The sequence below is a fragment of the Streptococcus sp. 116-D4 genome (genome assembly GCF_009731465.1).
GTDB classification, from domain to species: Bacteria; Bacillota; Bacilli; order Lactobacillales; family Streptococcaceae; genus Streptococcus; species Streptococcus pseudopneumoniae_E.
The window spans coordinates 893566-917340 of the sequence record NZ_AP021887.1; the positions used below are offsets into that span (position 1 = coordinate 893566).

At 38.6% G+C, this 23775-nt stretch carries 10 protein-coding genes; 8 read left to right on the forward strand and 2 right to left on the reverse strand.

The genetic code is table 11. The features are described 5' to 3' along the window. Window positions 1–164: 164 nt before the first annotated feature. From UKS_RS04610 to pyk, 4 genes are all read left to right on the forward strand, one after another. Entirely contained in the window at window positions 165–9422 is a 9258-nt protein-coding gene (locus tag UKS_RS04610; RefSeq protein WP_156011978.1) for a mucin-binding protein, read from the forward strand. 129 nt (window positions 9423–9551) lie between these two features. Next, window positions 9552–12653 (forward strand): DNA polymerase III subunit alpha, encoded by a 3102-nt coding sequence (locus tag UKS_RS04615; protein ID WP_173020462.1) that lies wholly within the window; start codon window positions 9552–9554, stop codon window positions 12651–12653. Window positions 12654–12734: 81 nt separating this feature from the next. Then, a complete protein-coding gene (gene pfkA, locus UKS_RS04620) occupies window positions 12735–13742 on the forward strand; it encodes a 6-phosphofructokinase (RefSeq protein ID WP_000820863.1) in 1008 nt (335 codons plus the stop codon). Between the two features lie 58 nt (window positions 13743–13800). Continuing rightward, entirely contained in the window at window positions 13801–15306 is a 1506-nt protein-coding gene (gene pyk, locus UKS_RS04625; protein WP_156011980.1) for a pyruvate kinase, read from the forward strand. Between the two features lie 52 nt (window positions 15307–15358). On the opposite strand, the gene UKS_RS04630 is transcribed toward pyk, so the two are convergent. Both UKS_RS04630 and UKS_RS04635 read right to left on the reverse strand, forming a co-directional pair. Further along, window positions 15359–16615, reverse strand: a complete 1257-nt coding sequence (locus UKS_RS04630; RefSeq protein WP_156011377.1) for an ISL3 family transposase — start codon at window positions 16613–16615, stop codon at window positions 15359–15361. Window positions 16616–17020: 405 nt separating this feature from the next. After that, the gene (locus UKS_RS04635; RefSeq protein ID WP_049496007.1) at window positions 17021–18007 is read right to left on the reverse strand and encodes an L-lactate dehydrogenase; all 987 of its coding nucleotides are present in this window, start codon (window positions 18005–18007) and stop codon (window positions 17021–17023) included. A 194-nt stretch (window positions 18008–18201) separates the two neighbouring features. On the opposite strand from UKS_RS04635, the gene gyrA reads away from it, so the two are divergent. From gyrA to UKS_RS04655, 4 genes are all read left to right on the forward strand, one after another. Next, on the forward strand, window positions 18202–20670 hold the full coding sequence (gyrA, locus tag UKS_RS04640) for a DNA gyrase subunit A (RefSeq protein WP_156011981.1): 2469 nt from the start codon (window positions 18202–18204) through the stop codon (window positions 20668–20670). Next, window positions 20670–21404, forward strand: coding sequence for a class A sortase (locus UKS_RS04645; protein ID WP_156011982.1), 735 nt, complete (start codon window positions 20670–20672; stop codon window positions 21402–21404). Before gyrA ends, UKS_RS04645 begins: the two co-directional genes overlap by 1 nt. 142 nt (window positions 21405–21546) lie before the next feature. Next, a complete protein-coding gene (locus tag UKS_RS04650) occupies window positions 21547–22344 on the forward strand; it encodes a formate/nitrite transporter family protein (RefSeq protein WP_020902891.1) in 798 nt (265 codons plus the stop codon). A 147-nt stretch (window positions 22345–22491) separates the two neighbouring features. Next, entirely contained in the window at window positions 22492–23772 is a 1281-nt protein-coding gene (locus UKS_RS04655; RefSeq protein WP_156011983.1) for an O-acetylhomoserine aminocarboxypropyltransferase/cysteine synthase family protein, read from the forward strand. Window positions 23773–23775: the final 3 nt, after the last annotated feature.

Here is a 23775-nt window from a genome sequence, read left to right on the forward strand (position 1 = left end):
AAGTCAAAAACAAAATAGTATATAAATATAAATAATATCAAAAAACCATTAATATATATATATATATATTATTTCTTTCTTGAACTGATAGCGTTTTTGTGATAAAATATATACTATATAATTGTAATTCGAAGTTACATAAAAAAATATAGGAAGTAAACATTATGTATAAATCAAAAAGACAAAAAAATAAATCTTTTGATTGGTATGGCTTGAGCCAACGTTTCTCTATTCGTAAGTATCATTTTGGTGCTGCGAGTGTGCTGTTGGGGACAGCCTTGATTTTGGGTGCTGCCCAAACGACTGCCAAAGCAGAAGAAACAGCTTCTGAAAATAAAACAGAAGCTGTTGCATCTGCTCCAAAAGATGATAAGGTAGGTGAGAATGTCGCAAATGTGACGACACCAGCTCTTTCTGCTACGACAGAAGCGGCTGTAGTAGAAAAGCCAACCTTGAGTGATGAGGAAGTTGCAAAATTAGCTGCTGAAGCATCTAAGAAAGATGATAAAGCAGCTGAAACAGCTACAACTGAAAAAACAGAAGCAGCTGACAAAGAAAAAGCAACACTGACTGCTCCTTTAACTGACAAAAAAGCTGAAAAAGCAGTTGATGAAAAAGCTGATAAAAAGGACGAAAAGAAAGCAGAAAACCCAATTACTGCTACTAAAACTGTCCTTGAACAGTTGACATCTGAAGCAGAAGTATTGAACACAACTGCCTCTAACTTTGCGGATAAAAAGGCTGAAGATAAAGCTGGAAAAGAAGCAATCGCAACTGCAGTAGCTTCAGCTAAGGTTCAAATCGAAGCTTCTAAGAAAGCTCTTGCTGCTGGAGAAATCACTAAGCAAGAATTGGATGCCCAACTCCAACGTATCTCATCTGCCATCGAAGCAGTCTATGCTGAGATGAAACGTGCAGGTCATGTAGGTAAAGTTGAAGCGGTGTTGGCGGATGGAGCAGGTTCTACAGTAGCTATTGCTAATCCTATTAACAAAGTTGTTGTTAATAATTTTGGGGATATTACTGAGGAAGAAGCGCGTGCCATTGAAAAAGAAATCCGTACTGCAAATCCATCCTTGACAGCTGAAGATAAAATCGAAGTTAAACGAAAAGGTAATACAGGTGCTGCCGTAGCAACTGTAACATTGGCTAATGGTAAGGTAGATCAAAATGGTAGTAAAACATATAATTTTGCTATTGGTGATGTAGCTTATGGTTCAGCTGGTGAGAAAAACTATAGTCAACTTCGTGAAGCAATCAACTGGTTTAACTTTGCCACTGCGTCTATTACGTATGCTGATGGGACAAAAGTAGGGGCTATTGAATATGTTAATAATCCGTCTATGGTTGATTTCACGAGCTCTAAAGGACGTCAAGAACGCGGCCGTTTTACAATGGTTCGTACAGTTCTTGAATCTACAACTCATCCAGAGTTAGTAGGTAAGAAAACAAATGATCCGGCATTTTTAGCGTCTGGATTAGCTAAATATACATTGTGGAAAACATATGATCATGTGAACCATGAAGTGCAACAAGGTCTATCTGAAGGACGATTTAATAATGAAATATTTGAGGTTCTTCAAGAAGGAATGCGTTTCGATGTACCAACTAAGGTAAAAGGTTATACATTAATTGCAACAGTAAGTTCCCTTTCTCGTAAAAAAGTTACCACAGAAACATATACTCTAAATAAAGCTAATGGTGAACCTGAAAATATCAACAGAAGCCCTGTTGATGGTGTTGTTCAACGTGAAGATGTTATTGTAACAAGACAAGATCCAAACTGGAGTCATTTACGATTAGCAGGGTTCGAAACTAAATATGAAGATTCAAATGGGATAACTCGTGAACAATTAACTGCGTTCGCTCCAGCTTATGATGGTGGTAACGTTGGGGTTAAGTTCCAATTGTCAGCAACATATAATGGTCGTCCAGTAGCGGTTAATGCTATTGCAGTTGATTCAGAAGATTTAAATGTGGATGAATTTACTCAATTCGAATCTGACGGGACACCTTGGGAAGAGTTCATGCGTTTAAATAAAAACAAAACAGGCTCTAAAGGGTTGTTTCCAAATAGAGATGGGAACGGAAAGTTCTTAATTACATATGATAGAAAAAATCCTAAAACTCGTATTCCGACAGGTTATAAACTTTCTGAATGGACGAATAAAACAGAAAGAGGTTATGGAAGTCAATTGTTCGGACCTTTTGATTCAGGTGTAAATAATGGTTATGATCTTCCTATAGGTCTTTCTCAAAATGTTGAAAATTTAGGTGTATACATTAATAGCGACGGTAGTCAATCAGCAACTGTAGGTTTCGTTATTTATGATGGTGGGGATGCACCAGGTTCTTATGGTTCAGCACAACATATTATCGGTAACTTTAATAAGGATAAAAATGGAACACAAGTAACTGCAACACAACCATATTTAGGAGATGTTCCTGCAGATACAGACTTCCGTACAACAACCGCTGAGCCGAATGGAGCTTGGGTACTTGATGACTTAGTTAACTCAGAAGATTATAAAGAAATCAGTCTTGTTAGCGGTTCAACGCAAGTTACAAACTCTAAAGGTCAATCAGGAACATACTTATTAGATGGTAAAAACCCTGTAATTCGTATGGCTGATGGAACGCAAGTAGCGATTAAAAATGGTGAAATTCTATCAACAGCTAATACATTACAAGGTGGAGATGGTTTACCAATTAAAGGTCTATACAATCAAGCAACACGTGGAGTTGGTGTAGGTAACCTACCTGATGAAGGTGAAGGACAACTTCTTGACCCAGCAGTAGCAACTAAATACACACTACGTCATGCAAGTGAAAATGAATATATCTTAAAAGGTGTCAAAGTTAATCGTGGTGTTAATAATGATGTGGCTTATGTTCGTGGATGGGTTGATTTTAACGTTAACGGTAAATTCGATCTTTATGAATCATCTGAATTAGTAACAGCTAACGCTGATGGAACATATGATATTACATTCAAAAACACACCGCAATTATTAAATACATCAGTAGATAATCTTGGTGTTCGTTTACGTATTTCTGTAGATAAGAATGACTTAAGGCGGCCTACAGGACTAGCATCTTCAGGGGAAGTGGAAGATTTCGTTGCTAATGTTATTCACCAACCTCGAGGAACACGTCATGAAACAAAAGATTATCAAGGGAAAAAACAAGAAGTGAATTTCCCAACTAACGCTATTTTTACCGCAAGTGGTAAAACAATTGAATCAAACTATAAACAATGGGCACAAATTGATGATAATACAGCGCCTAAGATGGTGTTAAATGATACAGTTGTAAAATCTGAAGAACCAACAGGTAAAACAGTTGAGGTGAAAGACAAACTAAGCCAAACAATTTACAATGGTACTGAGGTAGTCGTTAAAGATGCGAGAGGAAATACTCTTGGTACAGCTGTTAAAGTATTGAATAAATTAACAGGTAAAACAGAATACTACCTATCTGAATACACTGAATATGATACAGCAGGAAATAAAGTTGGGGTCTATAAACTAAACGAAGATTCTGCGGAAAACAAAAATTCTAAACAAGGTAGTTTGAGTTTTACAAAAATCACTTTTGAACCAGAAAAAGGATTTGTAGGTACAGCTAAAGGGGTAGCTATCCGTGCGTGGGATAATAATGGAAGTCACACTGGATGGGAAGCTACAGAAGATACAATTAGAGAATCTTTAACAAGTACGACTTTAGCAGAAAAAGATAAGGTATTAGAAAATGTAAACAATGGAAATAACGGTGCCAAGTCTATGGATACAAGTTATATTCCAACTGTTATTGACGTTCGTCCAGTAGGAGAAGATACGACTACAGAAGACGTTCAAGGAAAACCACAATCATCTAATCCTTCAATTCCGACAAAAGGAACAGTTGAAACTATCACAAATGAATCTGTAGAAACTTCTAAACGAGTTGATATTTTAAATACAAGTGAGAAACCAACTTTTACAACTAGAAAAGAAATTCCAGGGAAACTATATACATATGAAGATTTAATGAATGTTACTCTTCCAGATGCAGTTCACATTGATCCAGAAACGGGTGAAGTTACAACAGTACCTCGTAGCTATACTAAAGTAACAGATACAGAAATTGTAATCGAAAATGAAGGAACATATACATTAAACCAAGACACAGGTGAAATTATATTCACTCCACATCCTAAGTTCGTAGGAACAGGCACTGGTGTAGTAAAACAACAACCAGATATCGACTATAATGATAAAGTAGCAGGAGACTCTGTAACTAGCCAGTATGGTACTGATTATGGTAGAGCTAAATATACACCAATCGTTAACCCTCAGTCGAAAGCTTCAATTACTCGCACTATTCATTATGTATATGAAAATGATAATGATAACCCATCAAGTCAAGATTCATATAAAGATAATGATCCAATTCTAGCAATTGATAACACACCAGTTACTCATACACAAACAATTGATTACACTCGTGATTACAAGATTTTCTCTGAAGCAGGTGCGACTGTTACAGATTTAGTAACTGCAAACCAAGTTACTGATGCAGCAGGACATGTTTACAATGTTGGAGATACTATTCCAGCGGGAACTAAGTTCAACCAAGGTTCAATTATTATTGGTAAATGGACAGCTTCAAGTGATGAAAAGTCTAAATTTAGAGAAATTATATCACCAACAGTAAAAGGATATACTGCTGAAGTAGTAACAGCTGACTTCACTCCTCGTGCTGACGGTAAGATGGGACACATCCATAATGGTAAACAACCTGTTGGATTATATACTCCAGTAGCAGATAATACAAAAGATGTTGGAGCATATGAACCATTAGTATCAGAAGTTCGTGCGGACAACAAAGATGACTTCGATATGTATGTTGTTTACAAAGCTGATACTCAAAAAGCTAAAGTAACATATATCGACTTAGATGCTACAGGTGATGCTCGTATTCTTGAAGTTCAAAACGCTAATCCAGCTCCTTCAACAGGTGCAGATGCGAAAACAACTTATGGTGTTACAACGCTTCAAGGTAAATCTCATACGAAGATTCCTTATACAACAGCTAAAACAATCGAGAAATATGAAGGCCTTGGTTATGAGTTAGTAAAAGATGATTATACAAATAATACTCAAGATACAGCTATTGAGGGTGGACGTAAGTTTGATGACGATAAAGAAGTAGACCAAGCATTCATTGTTTACCTACGTCACAAGAAAGTTGAAGTTTCTGATAGTGAAAAACAAACAGTAACTCGTACAATCGAATATAAATACGCGGATACTGATGATGTACCAACTGATAAACGTAATACAACAGCAGCACCATCAGTCGTTGAGACGTTGCAATACACTCGTTCCCGTACAATTGACCTTGTACTTGCAGCGAAAGCATATCCAACAGAATATGCTACTTATAAAGCTGAAGCAGCTAAAGGTTCAGATGCTGAAAAAACTGCGCGTACAGTATTGTTGAATCATGTTGCAAGTAAAGTAGCAGAAGCAACTGCAACAGCTGATCAAAAAGCAATTATCACATTTGGTCAATGGACACCTAAAGAAGGTAAAGCTACAGGAATTGAATTAAGTACAGAAGAAAAAACTAAAGATAATAAATTCAATAATGTACCATCTCCAGAAGTAACTGGATATGTACCAGATAACGCTACTGTGGAAGCAACTGCAACAATTGATGCGGAAGCAGATGACTACAAGATCACAGTTCTTTACACTCCAGTGGCACAAAAAGCTGTAGTTAAATTCGTAGAAGTAGATCCTACTAATACAGATAAAGTCATTACTCCAGGTCTTGCAGAGCCAATCTCAGTAACAGGTAAATCAGAAGCAGCTTACCCATCTACAACAGCAACGTCAGTAACTGATAAGATTGCTGAGCTAGTTAAGAAAGGTTACGAACTTGTAAATAACGGATTTGTTTCAACAGATAAATTCGATAAAGATGCTGCAGTTGATCAAGAATATGTTGTGAAATTCAAAGCTAAAGTAGTTGATATTCCATCATTTGATCCAACAAAACCAGAAAGTAACGAAAATCCAAAACCAACTCCAGATGTAACGCCAATTGATCCAAATAATCCAGATGGACCAAAATGGACTGAAGCATTAATCAACGCTGTAAAAGTACAAGAAGAAGTAACACGTACTATTAAGTATGTATACGAAGACGGTACTCCAGTAGCAGAATCTGATTTAACAAGTGTAGCTGATAAGAAAGTTAAAACACTTAAATTCACTCGTTCTGGTAAGATTAATGTAGCGACAGGAGAAATCACATACGGAGATTGGTCAGCTAATCAAACATTCGAAGCAGTAACTTCTCCAACACTTGAGAAATACACTGCGGCAGTTGCAGGTGTAACACCAACAACAGCAGATGTGCCAGCTAAACCTGTATCGGCTACAGATAAAGACTTTGAAGAGACAGTAATCTACTCTGCAAAAACAATAAATATTGATCCTAATAAACCAACGGATCCAACAAATCCAAACGTTACTCCAAAACCTGACGATAAAGTACCAAATGATCCAAAAGGACGTACTTATAAAGAATTAGGATTAATTGAAGAAGTAACGCACACAGTTCACTATAAACTAGCTGACGGATCAGATGCAGGTATCCCTGATAATGTACAAACATTAACATTCACTCGTACAGCTGACTTAGATCTAGTAACTGGAGCAATTTCTAACTTCTCTGGTTGGAAAGCTAAAGGTGACGATACAACAATCGATGCTGTAACAACTCCAAACAAACCTGGAAAACCTGGATATGTAGCTTCAGCGGCTAAATCAACAGAACGTAAAAATGTAACAGCTACTGATAAAGATAGTGAAGAAACAATCATCTATCGTAAACTTGGTTCATATGTACCGGTAATTCCAGAAGGAGTAACGCCTCTACCAGGAACTGATTTAACACCAAAACCATATGAAAATCCAACTAATGAAGATCCTACAAAACCAGGAACGCCTACTGAAACTCCAGTAGTACCATATATCCCTGGAACAACACCAGTAGGACCAGACGGTAAACCATTAACTCCGAAAGATCCTAATGATCCAACGAAAGGATATGAAGTACCAAACGTACCAAAAGATCCAACTCAAAACACTACAATTACGTATGTGAAAGATGGTTCTCAAGTTGCTCTAGTTCACTTCATTAAAGCTGATGGAACAGCTGTTCACGTATCAGTTGCGGAAGCAGGAGACACAGGTAAAGCAATCAAGACAACAAACATCGATAACGTTAAAGCTGAATTAGAAGCTAAAGGTTACGAAGTTGTTGCACCAACAGATCCAGCTTACACAACAGAACGTGTAGCATTCTACGCTGATGCAAACCATACATTTGATGATAAAGATGACAAAGGTAATGATGGAATTAGCCAAGTTTACTATGTAATCGTTAAAGAGGGAATCACTCCAATCGATCCAGATAAACCGATAGATCCAACAAAACCTGATCTTCCTAAACCAGAAGATAAAGTACCTGGAGATCCAAAACAACGTACATACGAACAACTTGGATTACTAGATGAAGTTAATCGTACAATCAACTACAGATATGCGAATACGGATAAAGTAGAAGAAGCAAAACGTGGTAAAGAAGCTCGTCCAACTGTAGAACAAAAACTTCGTTACTCTCGTAAAGGTAACCTAAACAAAGTAACAGGTGAAATTACTTATACTTCTGATTGGACAAAACCTCAAACATTAGCTGAAGTAATTTCTCCAGTAATCGAAGGATATGTTGCAGACATTAAAGCAGCTGAAAAAGTAGAAAACGTTGCTCATGATGCAGCTGACTCAGTAGTGAATGTTGTTTACACACCACTAGGTAAATATGTACCGAAAGTACCAGAAGGATTTGAAGTTCCAAAAGTTGAGAAACCTCAATATCCAAATGATCCAACAGATCCAACAAAACCAGGAACACCAACAACAGTGATTCCTCACGTTCCAGGAACAACTCCAAAAGATCCAAATGGAAACCCACTGAAACCAGTAGATCCAACTGATCCAAGTAAAGGATATGTTCCACCAACACCAGAAAACCCAACAGAAGATACTGAAATCACTTACGCAACTGATAAACAAAAAGCTATCACAAACTTCGTAGATGAAAAAGGTAAAGTTGTATCAACTCCAGTAGTAGATGAAGGTGATTCAGGAGCGAACTTCACTAAGTCTAAAGTTGATGAAGTAACTAAGACTATTGAAAAACTTGAAAAAGCTGGATACAGAGTCGTTAAGAACGAGTTCCCATCTAAAGATACAGATAGAGTATTTGATAAAGATAAATCTGTAGATCAAATCTTCAATGTGACAGTAGCTGAAAGAATTATTCCAGTTACACCGGGTAAACCAGTAGATCCAACTGATCCAAACTTACCGAAGAATCCAGATGGCACACCTGTAACACCATCTACACCAGAACCAGATAAACCAGTATTCCCTAACGATCCAAACAGCCCAGTATGGCCAAATACTGTGAAAGATCTTGTAACTGAGAAATCAGCTACACGTACGATCAAGTATGTAGATCGCAACGGAAAAGAAGTTTCTGAAACTCGTACAGAAACTATCAAGTTTACTCGTGAAGCAAAAGTAAACTTAGTGACTGGTGAAATCACTTATGGTGGATGGACAACAGATCGTAACGATGATATCTTCAACGGCTACCAAGTACCAGTTGTGAAAGGATACATCGCTAAAGCTGGTGATCTAGAATCATCAACTAAAGATGTACAAGTAACTCCTGATACAATCAAGGATATCAATGAAACAGTGATTTACGATAAGTTAGGTTCATGGATTCCAAATATCCCAGGAACACCAACAAATCCAATCACATATCCAAACGATCCTAAAGATCCAACTAAACCAGGAACAGATAAACCTAAAGTACCTTATGTACCAGGATTTATCCCTGTAGACCCAGAAGGTCAACCATTGAAACCAGTGGATCCAAATGATCCAACAAAAGGATATGAAGTACCTAATGTACCGGGAGATCCAACGAAGGATACACCAATTAATTATGTACCAAATGATCCTAAACCAAACCCAACTCCTTATCCAGGACCAAATCCTGCTCCAGCTCCTAAACCAGAGCCTAAGTCGGAACCCAAACCAGAGCCAAAACCTAATCCAGAAACTCCAAAACCTGTAACACCAGCAGATAATGGAGATAACAACGGAAACAATAATGGAGTTCCAACAACTCCAGCTCAACCAGTAGCGCCTTCTACGCCTCAATACATGGATGGTCAACGTGAACTTCCAAATACAGGTACAGAAGATCATGCTAGCCTTGCAGCACTTGGACTTCTAGGAGCCCTAAGTGGATTTGGATTGATTGCTCGTAAGAAAAGAGAAGATGAAGAATAATCATTTTGATTCTCATTAGATGCTGACTTGCAATCAGATAAAGAAAGAACTTGAGATTTACTATCTCAGGTTCTTTTCTTTTTTTGAAAATGGTATAATATAGTGAGAACGACAGAGGAGAAGTGTAAATTGATCGCACAACTAGATACAAAAACAGTCTATAGTTTTATGGAGAGTGTCATTTCAATCGACAAGTATGTGAGAGTAGCAAAAGACTATGGATACACTCATCTGGCTATGATGGATATTGATAATCTTTATGGGGCTTTCGACTTTCTAGAGGTTACAAAAAAATACGGCATTCATCCTTTATTAGGGCTTGATATGAATGTCCTTGTAGATGATAAGGATGTGAATCTGCGCTTTTTAGCTTTATCTAGTGTGGGCTATCAGCAGTTGATGAAACTTTCAACAGCCAAGATGCAGGGGGAGAAAACTTGGTCAGTTCTATCCCAGTATCTGGAGGATATTGCGATCATTGTGCCTTATTTTGAAGAGCTTGAGTCGCTCAATCTAGGTCGTGAATACTATATTGGGGTTTACCCAGAAACACTGGCCAGCGAATTTCACCATCCAATCTTGCCTCTTTATCGGGTCAATACATTTGAAAGTAAGGATAGAGAGGTTCTTCAAGTATTAACAGCGATTAAAGAAAATCTACCTCTAAGAGAGGTTCCCTTACGCTCACATCAAAATGTCTTTATATCGACAAGTTCTTTAGAGAAATTATTCCAAGAACGTTTTCCTCAAGCCTTGGACAATTTAGAAAAGCTTATTTCAGGCATCTCTTATGACTTGGATACTAGTCTGAAGCTGCCTCGCTTCAATCCAGCTAGACCAGCCGTAGAAGAGTTGAGAGAACGTGCGGAATTTGGACTTGCTCAGAAGGGGTTGACTAGTAAAGACTATCAAGACCGTCTAGATCAAGAATTGGCTGTTATTCATGATATGGGCTTTGATGATTATTTCTTGGTTGTCTGGGATTTGTTACGTTTTGGACGTTCGAATGGCTATTACATGGGAATGGGACGAGGTTCCGCAGTTGGTAGCTTGGTTTCCTATGCTTTAGACATTACAGGGATTGACCCTGTGGAGAAGGATCTCATTTTTGAACGTTTCCTCAATCGTGAACGCTATACTATGCCTGATATTGATATTGATATTCCAGATATTTATCGTCCAGATTTTATCAGGTATGTTGGCAATAAATATGGTAGTAAACATGCGGCTCAAATCGTTACTTTTTCTACCTTTGGGGCTAAGCAAGCTCTTCGAGATGTCTTGAAACGCTTTGGTGTGCCCGAGTACGAATTATCCGCAATTACAAAGAAAATTAGTTTTCGTGATAATCTTAAGTCAGCCTATGAGGGCAATCTACAGTTTCGTCAGCAAATCAATAGTAAGTTAGAATATCAAAAAGCCTTTGAAATTGCCTGTAAGATTGAGGGCTATCCAAGACAAACCTCTGTCCATGCGGCTGGTGTTGTAATCAGTGATCAAGATTTGACCAACTACATCCCTCTAAAGCATGGTGATGAAATTCCACTGACCCAGTATGATGCTCATGGAGTCGAAGCAAGTGGGCTTTTGAAAATGGACTTTCTGGGACTACGAAATTTGAGCTTTGTCCAGAAGATGCAAGAGTTGCTTGCTGAAACAGAAGGTATTCAGCTGAAAATTGAAGAAATCGATTTGGAAGACAAAGAAACGTTAGCTTTATTTGCTGCTGGGAATACAAAAGGTATCTTTCAATTTGAACAACCTGGTGCCATTCGTTTGCTAAAACGTGTGCAACCAATCTGTTTTGAAGATGTCGTGGCAACTACTTCCTTAAATCGACCAGGTGCTAGTGATTATATCAATAATTTTGTTGCAAGAAAGCATGGGAAGGAAGAAGTGACTGTTCTAGATCCAGCTCTAGAAGATATTTTGGCTCCAACCTATGGTATCATGCTCTATCAGGAGCAGGTTATGCAGGTAGCTCAGCGTTTTGCCGGATTTAGTCTTGGGAAGGCCGATATTTTGCGTCGAGCTATGGGTAAAAAGGATGCCTCTGCTATGCATGAGATGAGGGCTTCCTTTATTCAAGGTTCCATAGAGGCTGGACATACTGTGGAAAAGGCAGAGCAGGTCTTTGATGTCATGGAGAAGTTTGCAGGTTATGGTTTTAACAGATCTCACGCCTACGCTTACTCAGCTTTGGCCTTCCAGTTGGCTTATTTCAAAACACATTATCCAGCCATCTTTTATCAGGTCATGTTGAATTCTTCCAACAGTGATTACCTAACAGACGCACTAGAAGCAGGCTTTGAAGTAGCGCCTCTGTCCATCAACACCATTCCCTATCACGATAAAATTGAGAATAAGTCTATCTATCTAGGTCTGAAATCGATTAAGGGTGTCAGCAAGGATTTGGCGCTTTGGATTATTGAACATAGACCTTATTCTAACATTGAAGATTTTATAGCTAAATTACCAGAGAATTATCTGAAACTACCGCTGCTAGAACCTTTGGTAAAAGTTGGTCTTTTCGACTCATTTGAAAAAAACCGTCAAAAAGTATTCAATAATTTAGCTAATCTATTTGAATTTGTGAAAGAATTAGGAAGCTTGTTTGGTGATACGATATATAGTTGGCAGGAATCGGAAGATTGGACGGAACAAGAAAAATTCTATATGGAACAAGAACTTCTAGGAGTAGGAGTTAGCAAACATCCACTACAAGCTATTTTAAGCAAGGCTATTTACCCGATTACATCTATTGGAAATTTATCAGAAAATAGCTATGCTATTATATTAGTTGAAGTTCAGAAGATAAAAGTAATTCGGACCAAAAAAGGTGAAAATATGGCTTTCTTACAGGTGGATGACAGTAAGAAAAAATTGGATGTCACACTCTTTTCAGACTTATATCGACAGGTTGGGCAAGAAGTGAGAGAGGGAGCATTCTACTATATCAAAGGAAAAGTCCAGTCACGTGATGGTCGCCTGCAAATGATTGCACAAGAAATAAGAGAAGCAGTTGCGGAACGCTTTTGGATTCAGGTGAAGAATCATGATTCAGATCAAGAAATTTCGAGAATTTTAGACAAGTATAAAGGTACAATCCCTGTCATCATCAGGTATGAAGAGGAACAGAAAACAATTATTTCTCCCCATCATTTTGTAGTCAAATCCACTGAATTAGAAGCGAAATTAGGTGGGATCGTTATGAAAACGATTTATCGCTAAAATTACGGAAAATAGAAGAATTTTCCAATTAAATGTGATATAATCAGTAAGAATGTTAAAAGAAAAAGGAGCATAACCAATATGAAACGTATTGCTGTTTTGACTAGTGGTGGAGACGCCCCTGGTATGAATGCTGCCATCCGTGCAGTTGTTCGTCAAGCAATCTCAGAAGGAATGGAAGTTTTTGGTATCTATGATGGATATGCCGGTATGGTTGCTGGTGAAATTCATCCCCTAGATGCTGCTTCAGTAGGAGACATCATTTCTCGTGGTGGTACTTTCCTTCACTCTGCTCGTTACCCAGAGTTCGCTCAACTTGAAGGGCAACTGAAAGGGATTGAGCAATTGAAAAAACACGGAATTGAAGGTGTAGTTGTTATCGGTGGTGATGGATCTTACCACGGTGCTATGCGTTTGACTGAACATGGCTTCCCAGCTATCGGTCTTCCAGGTACAATCGATAACGATATCGTTGGTACTGACTTTACAATCGGTTTTGACACAGCGGTTACGACTGCAATGGACGCTATCGATAAGATTCGTGATACATCATCAAGTCACCGTCGTACTTTTGTAATCGAAGTTATGGGACGTAACGCTGGTGATATCGCTCTTTGGGCAGGTATTGCAACTGGTGCTGATGAAATCATCATTCCTGAAGAAGGATTTAAAATTGAAGATATCGTAGAAAGCATTAAATGTGGTTATGAGTGTGGTAAAAAACACAACATCATCGTCTTAGCAGAAGGTGTCATGTCAGCTGCTGAATTTGGTCAAAAACTTAAAGAAGCTGGAGATACAAGCGACCTTCGTGTGACAGAACTTGGACATATTCAACGTGGTGGTTCTCCAACTGCGCGTGACCGTGTTTTGGCTTCACGTATGGGTGCGCATGCCGTGAAACTTCTTAAAGAAGGTATTGGTGGTGTTGCGGTTGGTATCCGTAACGAGAAAATGGTTGAAAACCCAATTCTTGGAACTGCAGAAGAAGGAGCTTTGTTTAGCTTGACTGCAGACGGTAAGATTGTCGTTAACAACCCACACAAAGCTGATCTTGAGCTATCTAGCTTGAATAAGAGCTTGTCGTAATATATAATTTTGTTAAAAAGACCAAAAAGGTCGTTTATATAAAGGAGTCACAAAAATCATGAACAAACGTGTAAAAATCGTTGCAACTTTGGGTCCTGCGGTAGAAATCCGCGGTGGTAAAAAATTCGGTGATGACGGATACTGGGGTGAAAAACTTGACGTTGAAGCTTCAGCTAAAAACATTGCTCAATTGATTGAAGCAGGAGCTAACACTTTCCGTTTCAACTTCTCACACGGTGACCACCAAGAACAAGGTGATCGTATGGCAACTGTTAAACTTGCAGAAAAACTTGCAGGTAAAAAAGTTGGTTTCCTTCTTGATACTAAAGGACCAGAAATCCGTACTGAATTGTTCGAAGGTGACGCAAAAGAGTACTCTTACAAAACTGGTGAAAAAATCCGTGTTGCAGCTAAACAAGGTATCAAATCAACTCGTGATGTGATTGCTTTGAACGTTGCTGGTGCCCTTGATATCTATGATGATGTTGAAGTTGGTCACCAAGTTTTGGTTGACGATGGTAAACTTGGTCTTCGTGTTTTCTCAAAAGACGATGAAACTCGTGAATTTGAAGTAGTCGTTGAAAATGACGGTGTTATCGCTAAACAAAAAGGTGTAAACATCCCAAACACTAAAATTCCTTTCCCAGCTCTTGCTGAACGTGATAATGCTGATATCCGTTTCGGTTTGGAACAAGGTATCAACTTCATCGCGATCTCATTTGTACGTACTGCAAAAGACGTTGACGAAGTTCGTGCAATCTGTGAAGAAACTGGTAACGGTCATGTTCAATTGTTTGCGAAAATCGAAAACCAACAAGGTATCGATAACTTGGATGAAATCATTGAAGCTGCTGACGGTATCATGATCGCTCGTGGTGACATGGGTATCGAAGTACCATTTGAAATGGTTCCAGTTTACCAAAAAATGATCATCACTAAAGTGAACGCAGCAGGTAAAGTTGTTATCACAGCAACAAACATGCTTGAAACAATGACTGAAAAACCACGTGCAACTCGTTCAGAAGTATCAGACGTATTTAACGCTGTTATCGACGGAACTGACGCAACAATGCTTTCAGGTGAGTCTGCAAACGGTAAATACCCACTTGAGTCAGTAACTACAATGGCTACAATCGATAAGAACGCACAAACTCTTCTTAACGAATACGGACGTTTGAACTCAGATACTTTCGAACGTAACTCTAAGACAGAAGTTATGGCTTCAGCTGTTAAAGATGCTACAAACTCAATGGACATTAAATTGGTTGTAACTCTTACTAAGACTGGTCATACAGCACGTTTGATCTCTAAATACCGTCCAAATGCTGATATCTTGGCATTGACATTCGACGAATTGACAGAGCGTGGATTGATGTTGAACTGGGGAGTTATCCCAATGTTGACTGAAACTCCATCATCAACAGATGATATGTTCGAAATTGCTGAACGTAAAGCAGTTGAAGCAGGTCTTGTAGAATCTGGTGATGATATTGTTATCGTAGCTGGTGTACCAGTTGGTGAAGCTGTACGTACAAACACAATGCGTATCCGTACAGTACGTTAAACTAAAATGAAAAAGAACCGGCTCTTTGTCAACTGTAGTGGGTTGAAGTCAGCTAAGCTCGAGAAAGGACAAAATTCGTCCTTTCTTTTTTGATGTTCAGAGCGATAAAAATTCTTTTTTTGAAGTTTTCAAAGTTCCGAAATCCAAAGGCGTTACGTTTGATAAGTTTGATGAGATTATTGGTCGCTTCCAATTTTGCGTTGGAATAAGGTAATTGAAGAGCGTTGATGATTTTCTCTTTGTTCTTTAGAAAGGTTTTAAAGACAGTCTGAAAAATAGGATGAACCTGCTTTTGATTGTCCTCAATGAGTCCGAAAAATTTCTCAGGATCTTTGTTCTGAAAGTGAAAAAGCAAGAGCTGATAGATCTGATAGTGGTGTTTTAAGTCTTCTGAATAGCTCAAAAGCTTGTCTAGAATCTCTTTATTGGTCAAGTGCATACGAAAAGTAGGGCGATAAAAGCGTTTATCACTCAATTTACGACTATCCTGTTGGATGAGTTTCCAGTAGCGCTTGATAGCCTTGTATTCATGAGATTTTCGCTCAAACTGATTCATGATTTGGACACGCACACGACTCATAGCACGACTAAGATGTTGCACAATGTGAAAGCGATCAAGTACAATTTTAGCACACGGAAAAAGCTGTTTAGCCAAGTCATAGTAGGGACTAAACATATCCATCGTAATGATCTTCACTCGACATCGGACGGTTCGATCATATTTAAGAAAGTGATTTCGAATGATAGCTTGTGTTCTACCTTCAAGAACAGTGATGATATTGAGCTTATCAAAATCTTGCGCAATGAAACTCATCTTTCCCTTAGTGAAGGCATACTCGTCCCAGGACATAATTTCAGGAAGACGAGAAAGATCATGCTTAAAACGGAAGTCATTGAGCTTGCGAATAACAGTTGAAGTTGAAATGGACAGCTGATGAGCAATATCGGTCATAGAAGTTTTTTCAATCAATTTTTGCGCAATCTTTTGGTTGATGATACGAGGGATTTGATGATTTTTCTTTACTAGAGGAGTCTCAGCCACCATCATTTTTGAGCACTGATAGCACTTGAATCGACGCTTTTTCAAGAGAATTCTAGTAGGCATACCGGTCGTTTCGAGGTAAGGAATCTTAGACGGTTTTTGAAAGTCATATTTCTTCATTTGACTTCCACAATTAGGACAAGATGGAGCCTTATAATCCAATTTAGCGATGATTTCCTTGTGTGTATCCCTATTGGTGATATCTAGAATCTTGATGTTTGGGTCTTTAATATCGAGCAGTTTTGTGATAAAATGTAATTGTTCCATATGAATCTTTCTAATGAGTTGTTTTGTCGCTTTTCATTATAGGTCATATGGGACTTTTTTTCTACAACAAAATAGCTCCATAATATCTATAGGGGATTTACCCACTACAAATATTATAGAGCCAAAGAACCTATCATATCAAGCTTTCTAGCCTATATGATAGGTCTTTTTGTATCTAGGAGAAAAAATGATGCAAAACTTTTTACTTTCGGTTTAAAGCGACGGTATCAAGTACTGTTTCTTTCATGAGTTTCATGATGTCAGTGTTTATTTGATGGGGCGCCATAGTGTCATGATGTTCTTATTGAGATATTATTTTCTTCATGCAACCCTTTATAAAATATTTAGTTTAGAAACAGATAAAAAATAACTCCTTGAGCTATCAAGGAGTTATTTCTATCTAAATTAGTTTTTAGAAGCTTCTTGGAATTCTGAGTTTTTCCACGCTTCGTCAATAATAGATTGTAATTCTTTAGCAGAGGCTTGCATTTTTTGAGTTTCTGCATCGTTCAATGGGATATTTACTGGACGAACAATACCATGTGCACCAACAACAGCTGGTTGACCGATAAAGACGTTTTTAACTCCGTATTGACCTTCTTGGAATACTGAAAGTGGAAGTACTGCGTTTTCATCGTCAAGGATTGCTTTAGTGATACGAGCAAGAGCTACTGCGATACCGTAGTATGTTGCACCTTTTTTGTTGATGATTGTGTAGGCTGCGTCACGAACACCTTCGAACAATTCAATCAATTCAGATTCTTGAACATTTTGAGTGTCTTTAAGGAATTCTTCGAGGTTTACACCAGCGATGTTAGCGTGTGACCAAACAGCGAACTCAGAGTCACCGTGCTCACCCATAATGTAGGCGTGCACTGAACGAGCATCAACATCTAATTTTTCAGCAAGTGCTTGACGGAAACGAGCTGAGTCAAGTGAAGTACCTGAACCGATAACGCGTTCTTTAGGGAAGCCAGAGAATTTCCAAGTTGAGTAAGTCAAGACGTCAACTGGGTTAGCAGCAACAAGGAAGATACCTTTGAAACCTGATTCAACAACTTGAGTTACGATTGATTTGTTGATAGCAAGGTTTTTACCTACAAGGTCAAGACGAGTTTCACCTGGTTTTTGAGGCGCACCTGCAGTGATCACAACAAGGTCAGCGTCTGCACAGTCAGAGTATTGAGCTGCATAGATTTTTTTAGGTGAAGTAAAGGCAAGGGCGTGACTAAGGTCAAGCGCGTCACCAACAGCTTTTTCATGCAATTGTGGGATTTCGATAATTCCAAGCTCTTGTGCAATTCCTTGGTTAACAAGTGCAAAAGCGTAAGAAGAACCTACAGCACCATCACCGACAAGGATAACTTTTTTGTGTTGTTTAGTAGAAGTCATTATTCTAAACATCTCCTTAATTTTATTCAGGGATTTCCCCAGTTATTTCAATTTTATCACTTTTAAAAAGCTTTGTCACGGATATGCCTTTCAGTTCACTATGTAAACGTTTTAGTGGTTTTAGATACCTGAAATATAGCGGACATTATGGTATAATATAGTTAATTATAAATTGTGAAATGAGGCATTTATTAATGCAAGATAGAAATTTAGTGAATGTCAATCTGACAAAGGAGATGAAGACTAGCTTTATCGACTACGCCATGAGTGTTATCGTAGCGCGGGCCCTTCCTGATGTTCGAGATGGCTTGAAACCCGTTCACCGTAGGATTCTGTACGGAATGAATGAATTGGGTGTTACTCCAGACAAACCTCATAAAAAATCTGCTCGTATTACAGGGGATGTCATGGGTAAGTACCACCCACACGGGGATTCTTCTATCTACGAAGCCATGGTCCGTATGGCGCAATGGTGGAGCTACCGTTGCATGCTTGTCGACGGACATGGGAACTTTGGCTCTATGGATGGAGACGGTGCTGCCGCCCAGCGTTATACTGAGGCACGTATGAGCAAGATTGCTCTGGAAATGCTTCGTGATATCAATAAAAACACAGTTGATTTCGTTGATAACTATGATGGCAATGAACGAGAACCCTTGGTCTTGCCAGCACGTTTTCCAAATCTTTTAGTTAATGGAGCAACTGGTATTGCTGTTGGAATGGCAACCAACATTCCGCCTCACAACTTGGGAGAAACCATTGATGCAGTCAAATTGGTTATGGACAATCCTGAAGTGACTACTAAGGACTTGATGGAAGTCTTGCCTGGTCCAGATTTTCCAACTGGTGCTCTTGTCATGGGGAAATCAGGTATCCATAAGGCCTATGAAACAGGTAAAGGTTCTATTGTCCTTCGTTCTCGTACTGAAATCGAAGAAACTAAGACTGGCCGTGAGCGCATCGTTGTAACAGAATTTCCTTATATGGTTAATAAAACAAAGGTGCATGAGCATATTGTTCGTTTGGTTCAGGAAAAACGCATTGATGGTATTACAGCAGTGCGTGATGAGTCAAACCGTGAAGGGGTACGATTTGTTATCGAAGTTAAGCGCGATGCCTCAGCCAATGTTATTCTCAATAACCTCTTCAAGATGACCCAGATGCAAACCAATTTTGGTTTCAATATGCTTGCTATCCAAAATGGTGTACCCAAGATTTTGTCCCTTCGTCAGATTTTGGATGCTTATATTGAGCACCAAAAAGAAGTGGTTGTTCGTCGTACTCGTTTTGATAAGGAAAAGGCAGAAGCCCGTGCGCATATTTTAGAAGGTCTCTTGATTGCGCTAGACCATATCGACGAAGTGATTCGTATCATCCGTGCTAGTGAAACGGATGCGGAAGCACAAGCTGAGCTGATGAGTAAGTTTAAGCTTTCTGAACGTCAAAGTCAAGCCATTCTTGATATGCGTCTTCGTCGTTTGACAGGTTTGGAACGCGATAAGATTCAGTCTGAGTATGATGATCTTTTGGCTCTGATTGCGGATTTAACAGATATTCTAGCTAAGCCTGAACGTGTTTCTCAAATCATCAAAGATGAATTAGACGAAGTCAAGCGTAAGTTTGGCGACCAACGTCGTACGGAATTGATGATCGGTGAAGTCTTAAGCCTCGAAGATGAGGATTTGATCGAAGAATCAGATGTCTTAATTACACTATCTAACAAGGGTTACATTAAACGTTTGGACCAAGGAGAATTCACTGCTCAAAAACGTGGTGGCCGTGGTGTTCAAGGTACAGGTGTTAAGGATGACGATTTTGTTCGTGAGTTAGTGTCAACTAGTACCCATGATCATCTACTTTTCTTTACAAATAAAGGACGCGTCTATCGCCTGAAAGGCTATGAAATTCCTGAGTATGGCCGTACTGCTAAGGGATTACCAATAGTTAATCTTTTGAAATTGGATGAAGGTGAAAGTATTCAGACCATCATCAATGTTGAATCTGAACGTAGTGATGACGCTTATCTCTTCTTCACAACTCGTCATGGTATTGTGAAGAGAACCAGCGTTAAGGAGTTTGCTAACATTCGTCAAAATGGACTTAAAGCACTGAACCTCAAAGATGAAGATGAATTGATTAATGTCTTACTAACAGAAGAAGATACAGATATTATCATTGGTACCAAGTTTGGTTATTCAGTTCGTTTTAATCAATCAGCCGTTCGTGGGATGAGTCGTATCGCCACTGGTGTGAAAGGTGTCAACCTTCGTGACGGAGACACAGTTGTTGGTGCTAGTGTGATTACAGACCAGGACGAGGTTCTTATCATCACAGAAAAGGGATATGGTAAGCGCACAGTTGCGACTGAATATCCAACAAAAGGTCGTGGTGGTAAAGGGATGCAAACTGCTAAAATTACTGAAAAAAATGGTTCCCTTGCTGGTCTTATGACCGTTAAAGGCGATGAAGATTTGATGATTATCACTGATACAGGTGTCATGATTCGAACTAACGTTGCTAATATTTCAGAAACAGGTCGCTCAACTATGGGAGTTAAAGTAATGCGCCTGGACCAAGATGCCAAAATTGTAACCTTTACTACGGTTTCAGCGGAAGAAAAAGAAGAAGTTGGAACAGAAAACGAAACAGAAGGTAAAGCATAATGTCTCATAAAAAGAAAATAAACAGAAAAAATTTACTAATCAATATCTTGGCAGGATTCTTAATCATCTTGTCAATAGCTTTGATTTTCAATTCAAAAATTCGTGATATGTTCATGGTTTGGAATACCAATAAATACCAAGTCAGCCAGGTATCAAAAGAAAAATTGGAAGAAAATCAAGATACAGAAGGTAATTTTGACTTTGATTCCGTAAAAGCTATCTCGTCAGAAGCTGTCTTATCCTCACAATGGGATTCGCAAAAATTGCCTGTTATCGGTGGAATTGCTGTCCCTGAATTAGAAATGAATTTGCCAATTTTTAAAGGGCTTGATAATGTCAATCTTTTCTATGGTGCTGGTACGATGAAACGCGATCAAGTGATGGGGAAAGGAAATTATAGTTTAGCTAGTCATCATATTTTTGGTGTCAATAATGCTAATAAAATGTTATTTTCTCCTTTGGATAACGCTAAAAATGGTATGAAGATTTATCTAACGGATAAAAATAAAGTTTATACTTATGAAATACGTGAAGTCAAACGTGTTACACCGGATCGTGTTGATGAAGTGGATGATAGAGATGGGGTAAATGAGATTACATTAGTAACCTGTGAAGACCTTGCTGCTACAGAACGTATTATTGTAAAAGGCGATTTGAAAGAAACAAAAGACTATTCACAAACATCTGATGAAATTCTAACAGCTTTCAGTCAACCATATAAACAATTTTATTAATACAAATCAGTAAAATCTTAGGTTTTACTGTTTTTTTTATAGATAGAGTTTCAAAATAAAGGGTTATAAAACATAGAAAACGCTTTCTAAAAACTAAAGTTTGTGATATAATTATCAGGTAAAAAATTTTTAGGAGTTTATTATGGTTTCTTCAGAATTTATCTCAAAGATTGAATTTGCTTGTAAGAAGAAAGAAAGTCTTTATAGTCAAAGCAAATTTAAGTATGCGATTCGTTCCATGTTCGCAGGTGCATTCTTAACCTTTAGTACAGCTGCTGGTGCAGTTGGGGCTGATTTGATTAATAAAATCGCACCAGGTAGTGGACGTTTTCTCTTCCCCTTTGTCTTCGCTTGGGGTTTGGCCTACATTGTTTTCTTGAATGCCGAGTTGGTAACATCAAACATGATGTTTTTGACTGCTGGTAGTTTCTTGAAAAAAATCTCTTGGAGAAAAACAGCTGAGATTCTACTTTATTGTACCTTGTTCAACCTTATCGGAGCTTTGATAGCAGGTTGGGGTTTTGCTCATTCGGCAGCCTATGCACATCTGACTCATGATAGCTTTATTTCAGGTGTTGTTGAGATGAAGTTAGGCCGCTCAAATGAATTGATCTTACTTGAAGCGATTTTGGCAAATATTTTCGTAAATATTGCCATTCTTTCATTTGTTTTGGTCAAAGACGGTGGCGCCAAACTTTGGCTTGTCTTATCAGCGATTTACATGTTTGTATTCTTAACAAACGAACACATTGCTGCGAACTTTGCTTCTTTTGCGATTGTAAAATTCAGTGTTGCTGCGGATTCAATTGCTAACTTCGGTATTGGAAATATGCTTCGTCACTGGGGGGTAACCTTCATTGGAAACTTTATCGGAGGAGGCCTCTTGATGGGTCTTCCATATGCTTTCCTCAATAAAAATGAAGACACTTATGTAGATTAAGAAAATGAGCACGATTGAGTCGTGCTTTTTTCATTTTTAAAATAGAGTAATAGCTATTTCTTATATCAAAACATAGAAAACTGTTATTTGTAAACTATACCTTAAGGTGCTACAATATCCTTAATCAAACTATTTGGAGGTCTTTTTATGACTCGTGATTTTAAATTTGAAACTTTGCAACTACATGCTGGTCAAGTTGTGGATCCAGCTACCAAGTCACGTGCAGTTCCGATTTATCAAACAACATCCTTTGTTTTTGATGATACGCAGGAAGGTGCGGATCTGTTTGCCTTGAGAAAACCAGGGAATATCTATACCCGTATCACCAACCCGACAACAGCAGCATTTGAAGAAAGAATCGCTGCCCTTGAAGGTGGTGTGGGAGCTCTTGCAACAGCATCAGGTATGGCCGCAGTGACTTATACGATTTTGGCTCTTGCTCATGCGGGTGATCATGTAGTGGCAGCATCAACTATTTACGGTGGAACCTTCAATCTCTTGAAGGAAACCCTTCCTCGTTATGGGATCACAACAACCTTTGTCGATGTGGATAATTTGGAAGAAGTAGAAGCAGCTATCAATGACAATACAAAGCTTGTCTTGATTGAAACCTTGGGTAACCCCTTGATTAACATTCCAGACCTGGAAAAATTGGCTGAGATTGCGCATAAACACCAGATTCCGCTCGTTTCAGATAATACCTTTGCAACACCTTATTTGATTAACGTTTTTTCTCACGGCGTAGATATTGCCATTCACTCTGCGACTAAGTTTATCGGTGGGCATGGTACGACTATTGGAGGAGTGATTGTTGATAGTGGTCGTTTTGACTGGGCGGCTTCAGGTAAATTTCCTCAATTTGTTGAGGAAGACCCAAGCTACCACAATTTGAGCTATACTCGCGATGTGGGTGCAGCAGCCTTTATTATCGCTGTCCGTGTTCAATTGCTTCGTGATACAGGTGCAGCCTTGTCGCCTTTTAATGCCTTCCTCTTGCTTCAAGGACTGGAGACCCTTTCACTTCGTGTCGAACGTCATGTGCAAAATGCAGAGAAAATTGTTGATTTCCTTGTCAACCATCCTAAGGTAGAAAAAGTTAACTATCCAAAATTGGCAGATAGTCCATATCATGCCTTGGCTGAGAAATATTTACCAAAAGGTGTGGGTTCAATCTTTACCTTCCATGTCAAAGGTGGGGAGGCAGAAGCTCGCAAGGTAATTGATCATTTAGAAATCTTCTCTGACCTTGCAAACGTGGCAGATGCTAAATCACTTGTGGTTCATCCAGCTACAACCACTCACGGTCAATTGTCAGAAAAAGATCTAGAAGCAGCAGGTATCACACCAAACCAAATTCGTTTGTCAATCGGTCTTGAAAATGTAGAAGATTTGATTGAAGATTTGCGTTTGGCCTTAGAAAAAATTTAAAGT

Excerpts from the sequence above, each read along its gene's own strand:
- UKS_RS04645 (WP_156011982.1), top strand. The coding sequence starts at position 20,670 with ATGTCTCATAAAAAGAAAATAAACAGAAAAAATTTACTAATCAATATC.
- UKS_RS04635 (WP_049496007.1), bottom strand. The coding sequence starts at position 18,007 with ATGACTTCTACTAAACAACACAAAAAAGTTATCCTTGTCGGTGATGGT.
- pyk (WP_156011980.1), top strand. The coding sequence starts at position 13,801 with ATGAACAAACGTGTAAAAATCGTTGCAACTTTGGGTCCTGCGGTAGAA.
- UKS_RS04655 (WP_156011983.1), top strand. The coding sequence starts at position 22,492 with ATGACTCGTGATTTTAAATTTGAAACTTTGCAACTACATGCTGGTCAA.
- pfkA (WP_000820863.1), top strand. The coding sequence starts at position 12,735 with ATGAAACGTATTGCTGTTTTGACTAGTGGTGGAGACGCCCCTGGTATG.
- UKS_RS04610 (WP_156011978.1), top strand. The coding sequence starts at position 165 with ATGTATAAATCAAAAAGACAAAAAAATAAATCTTTTGATTGGTATGGC.
- UKS_RS04650 (WP_020902891.1), top strand. The coding sequence starts at position 21,547 with ATGGTTTCTTCAGAATTTATCTCAAAGATTGAATTTGCTTGTAAGAAG.
- UKS_RS04630 (WP_156011377.1), bottom strand. The coding sequence starts at position 16,615 with ATGGAACAATTACATTTTATCACAAAACTGCTCGATATTAAAGACCCA.
- gyrA (WP_156011981.1), top strand. The coding sequence starts at position 18,202 with ATGCAAGATAGAAATTTAGTGAATGTCAATCTGACAAAGGAGATGAAG.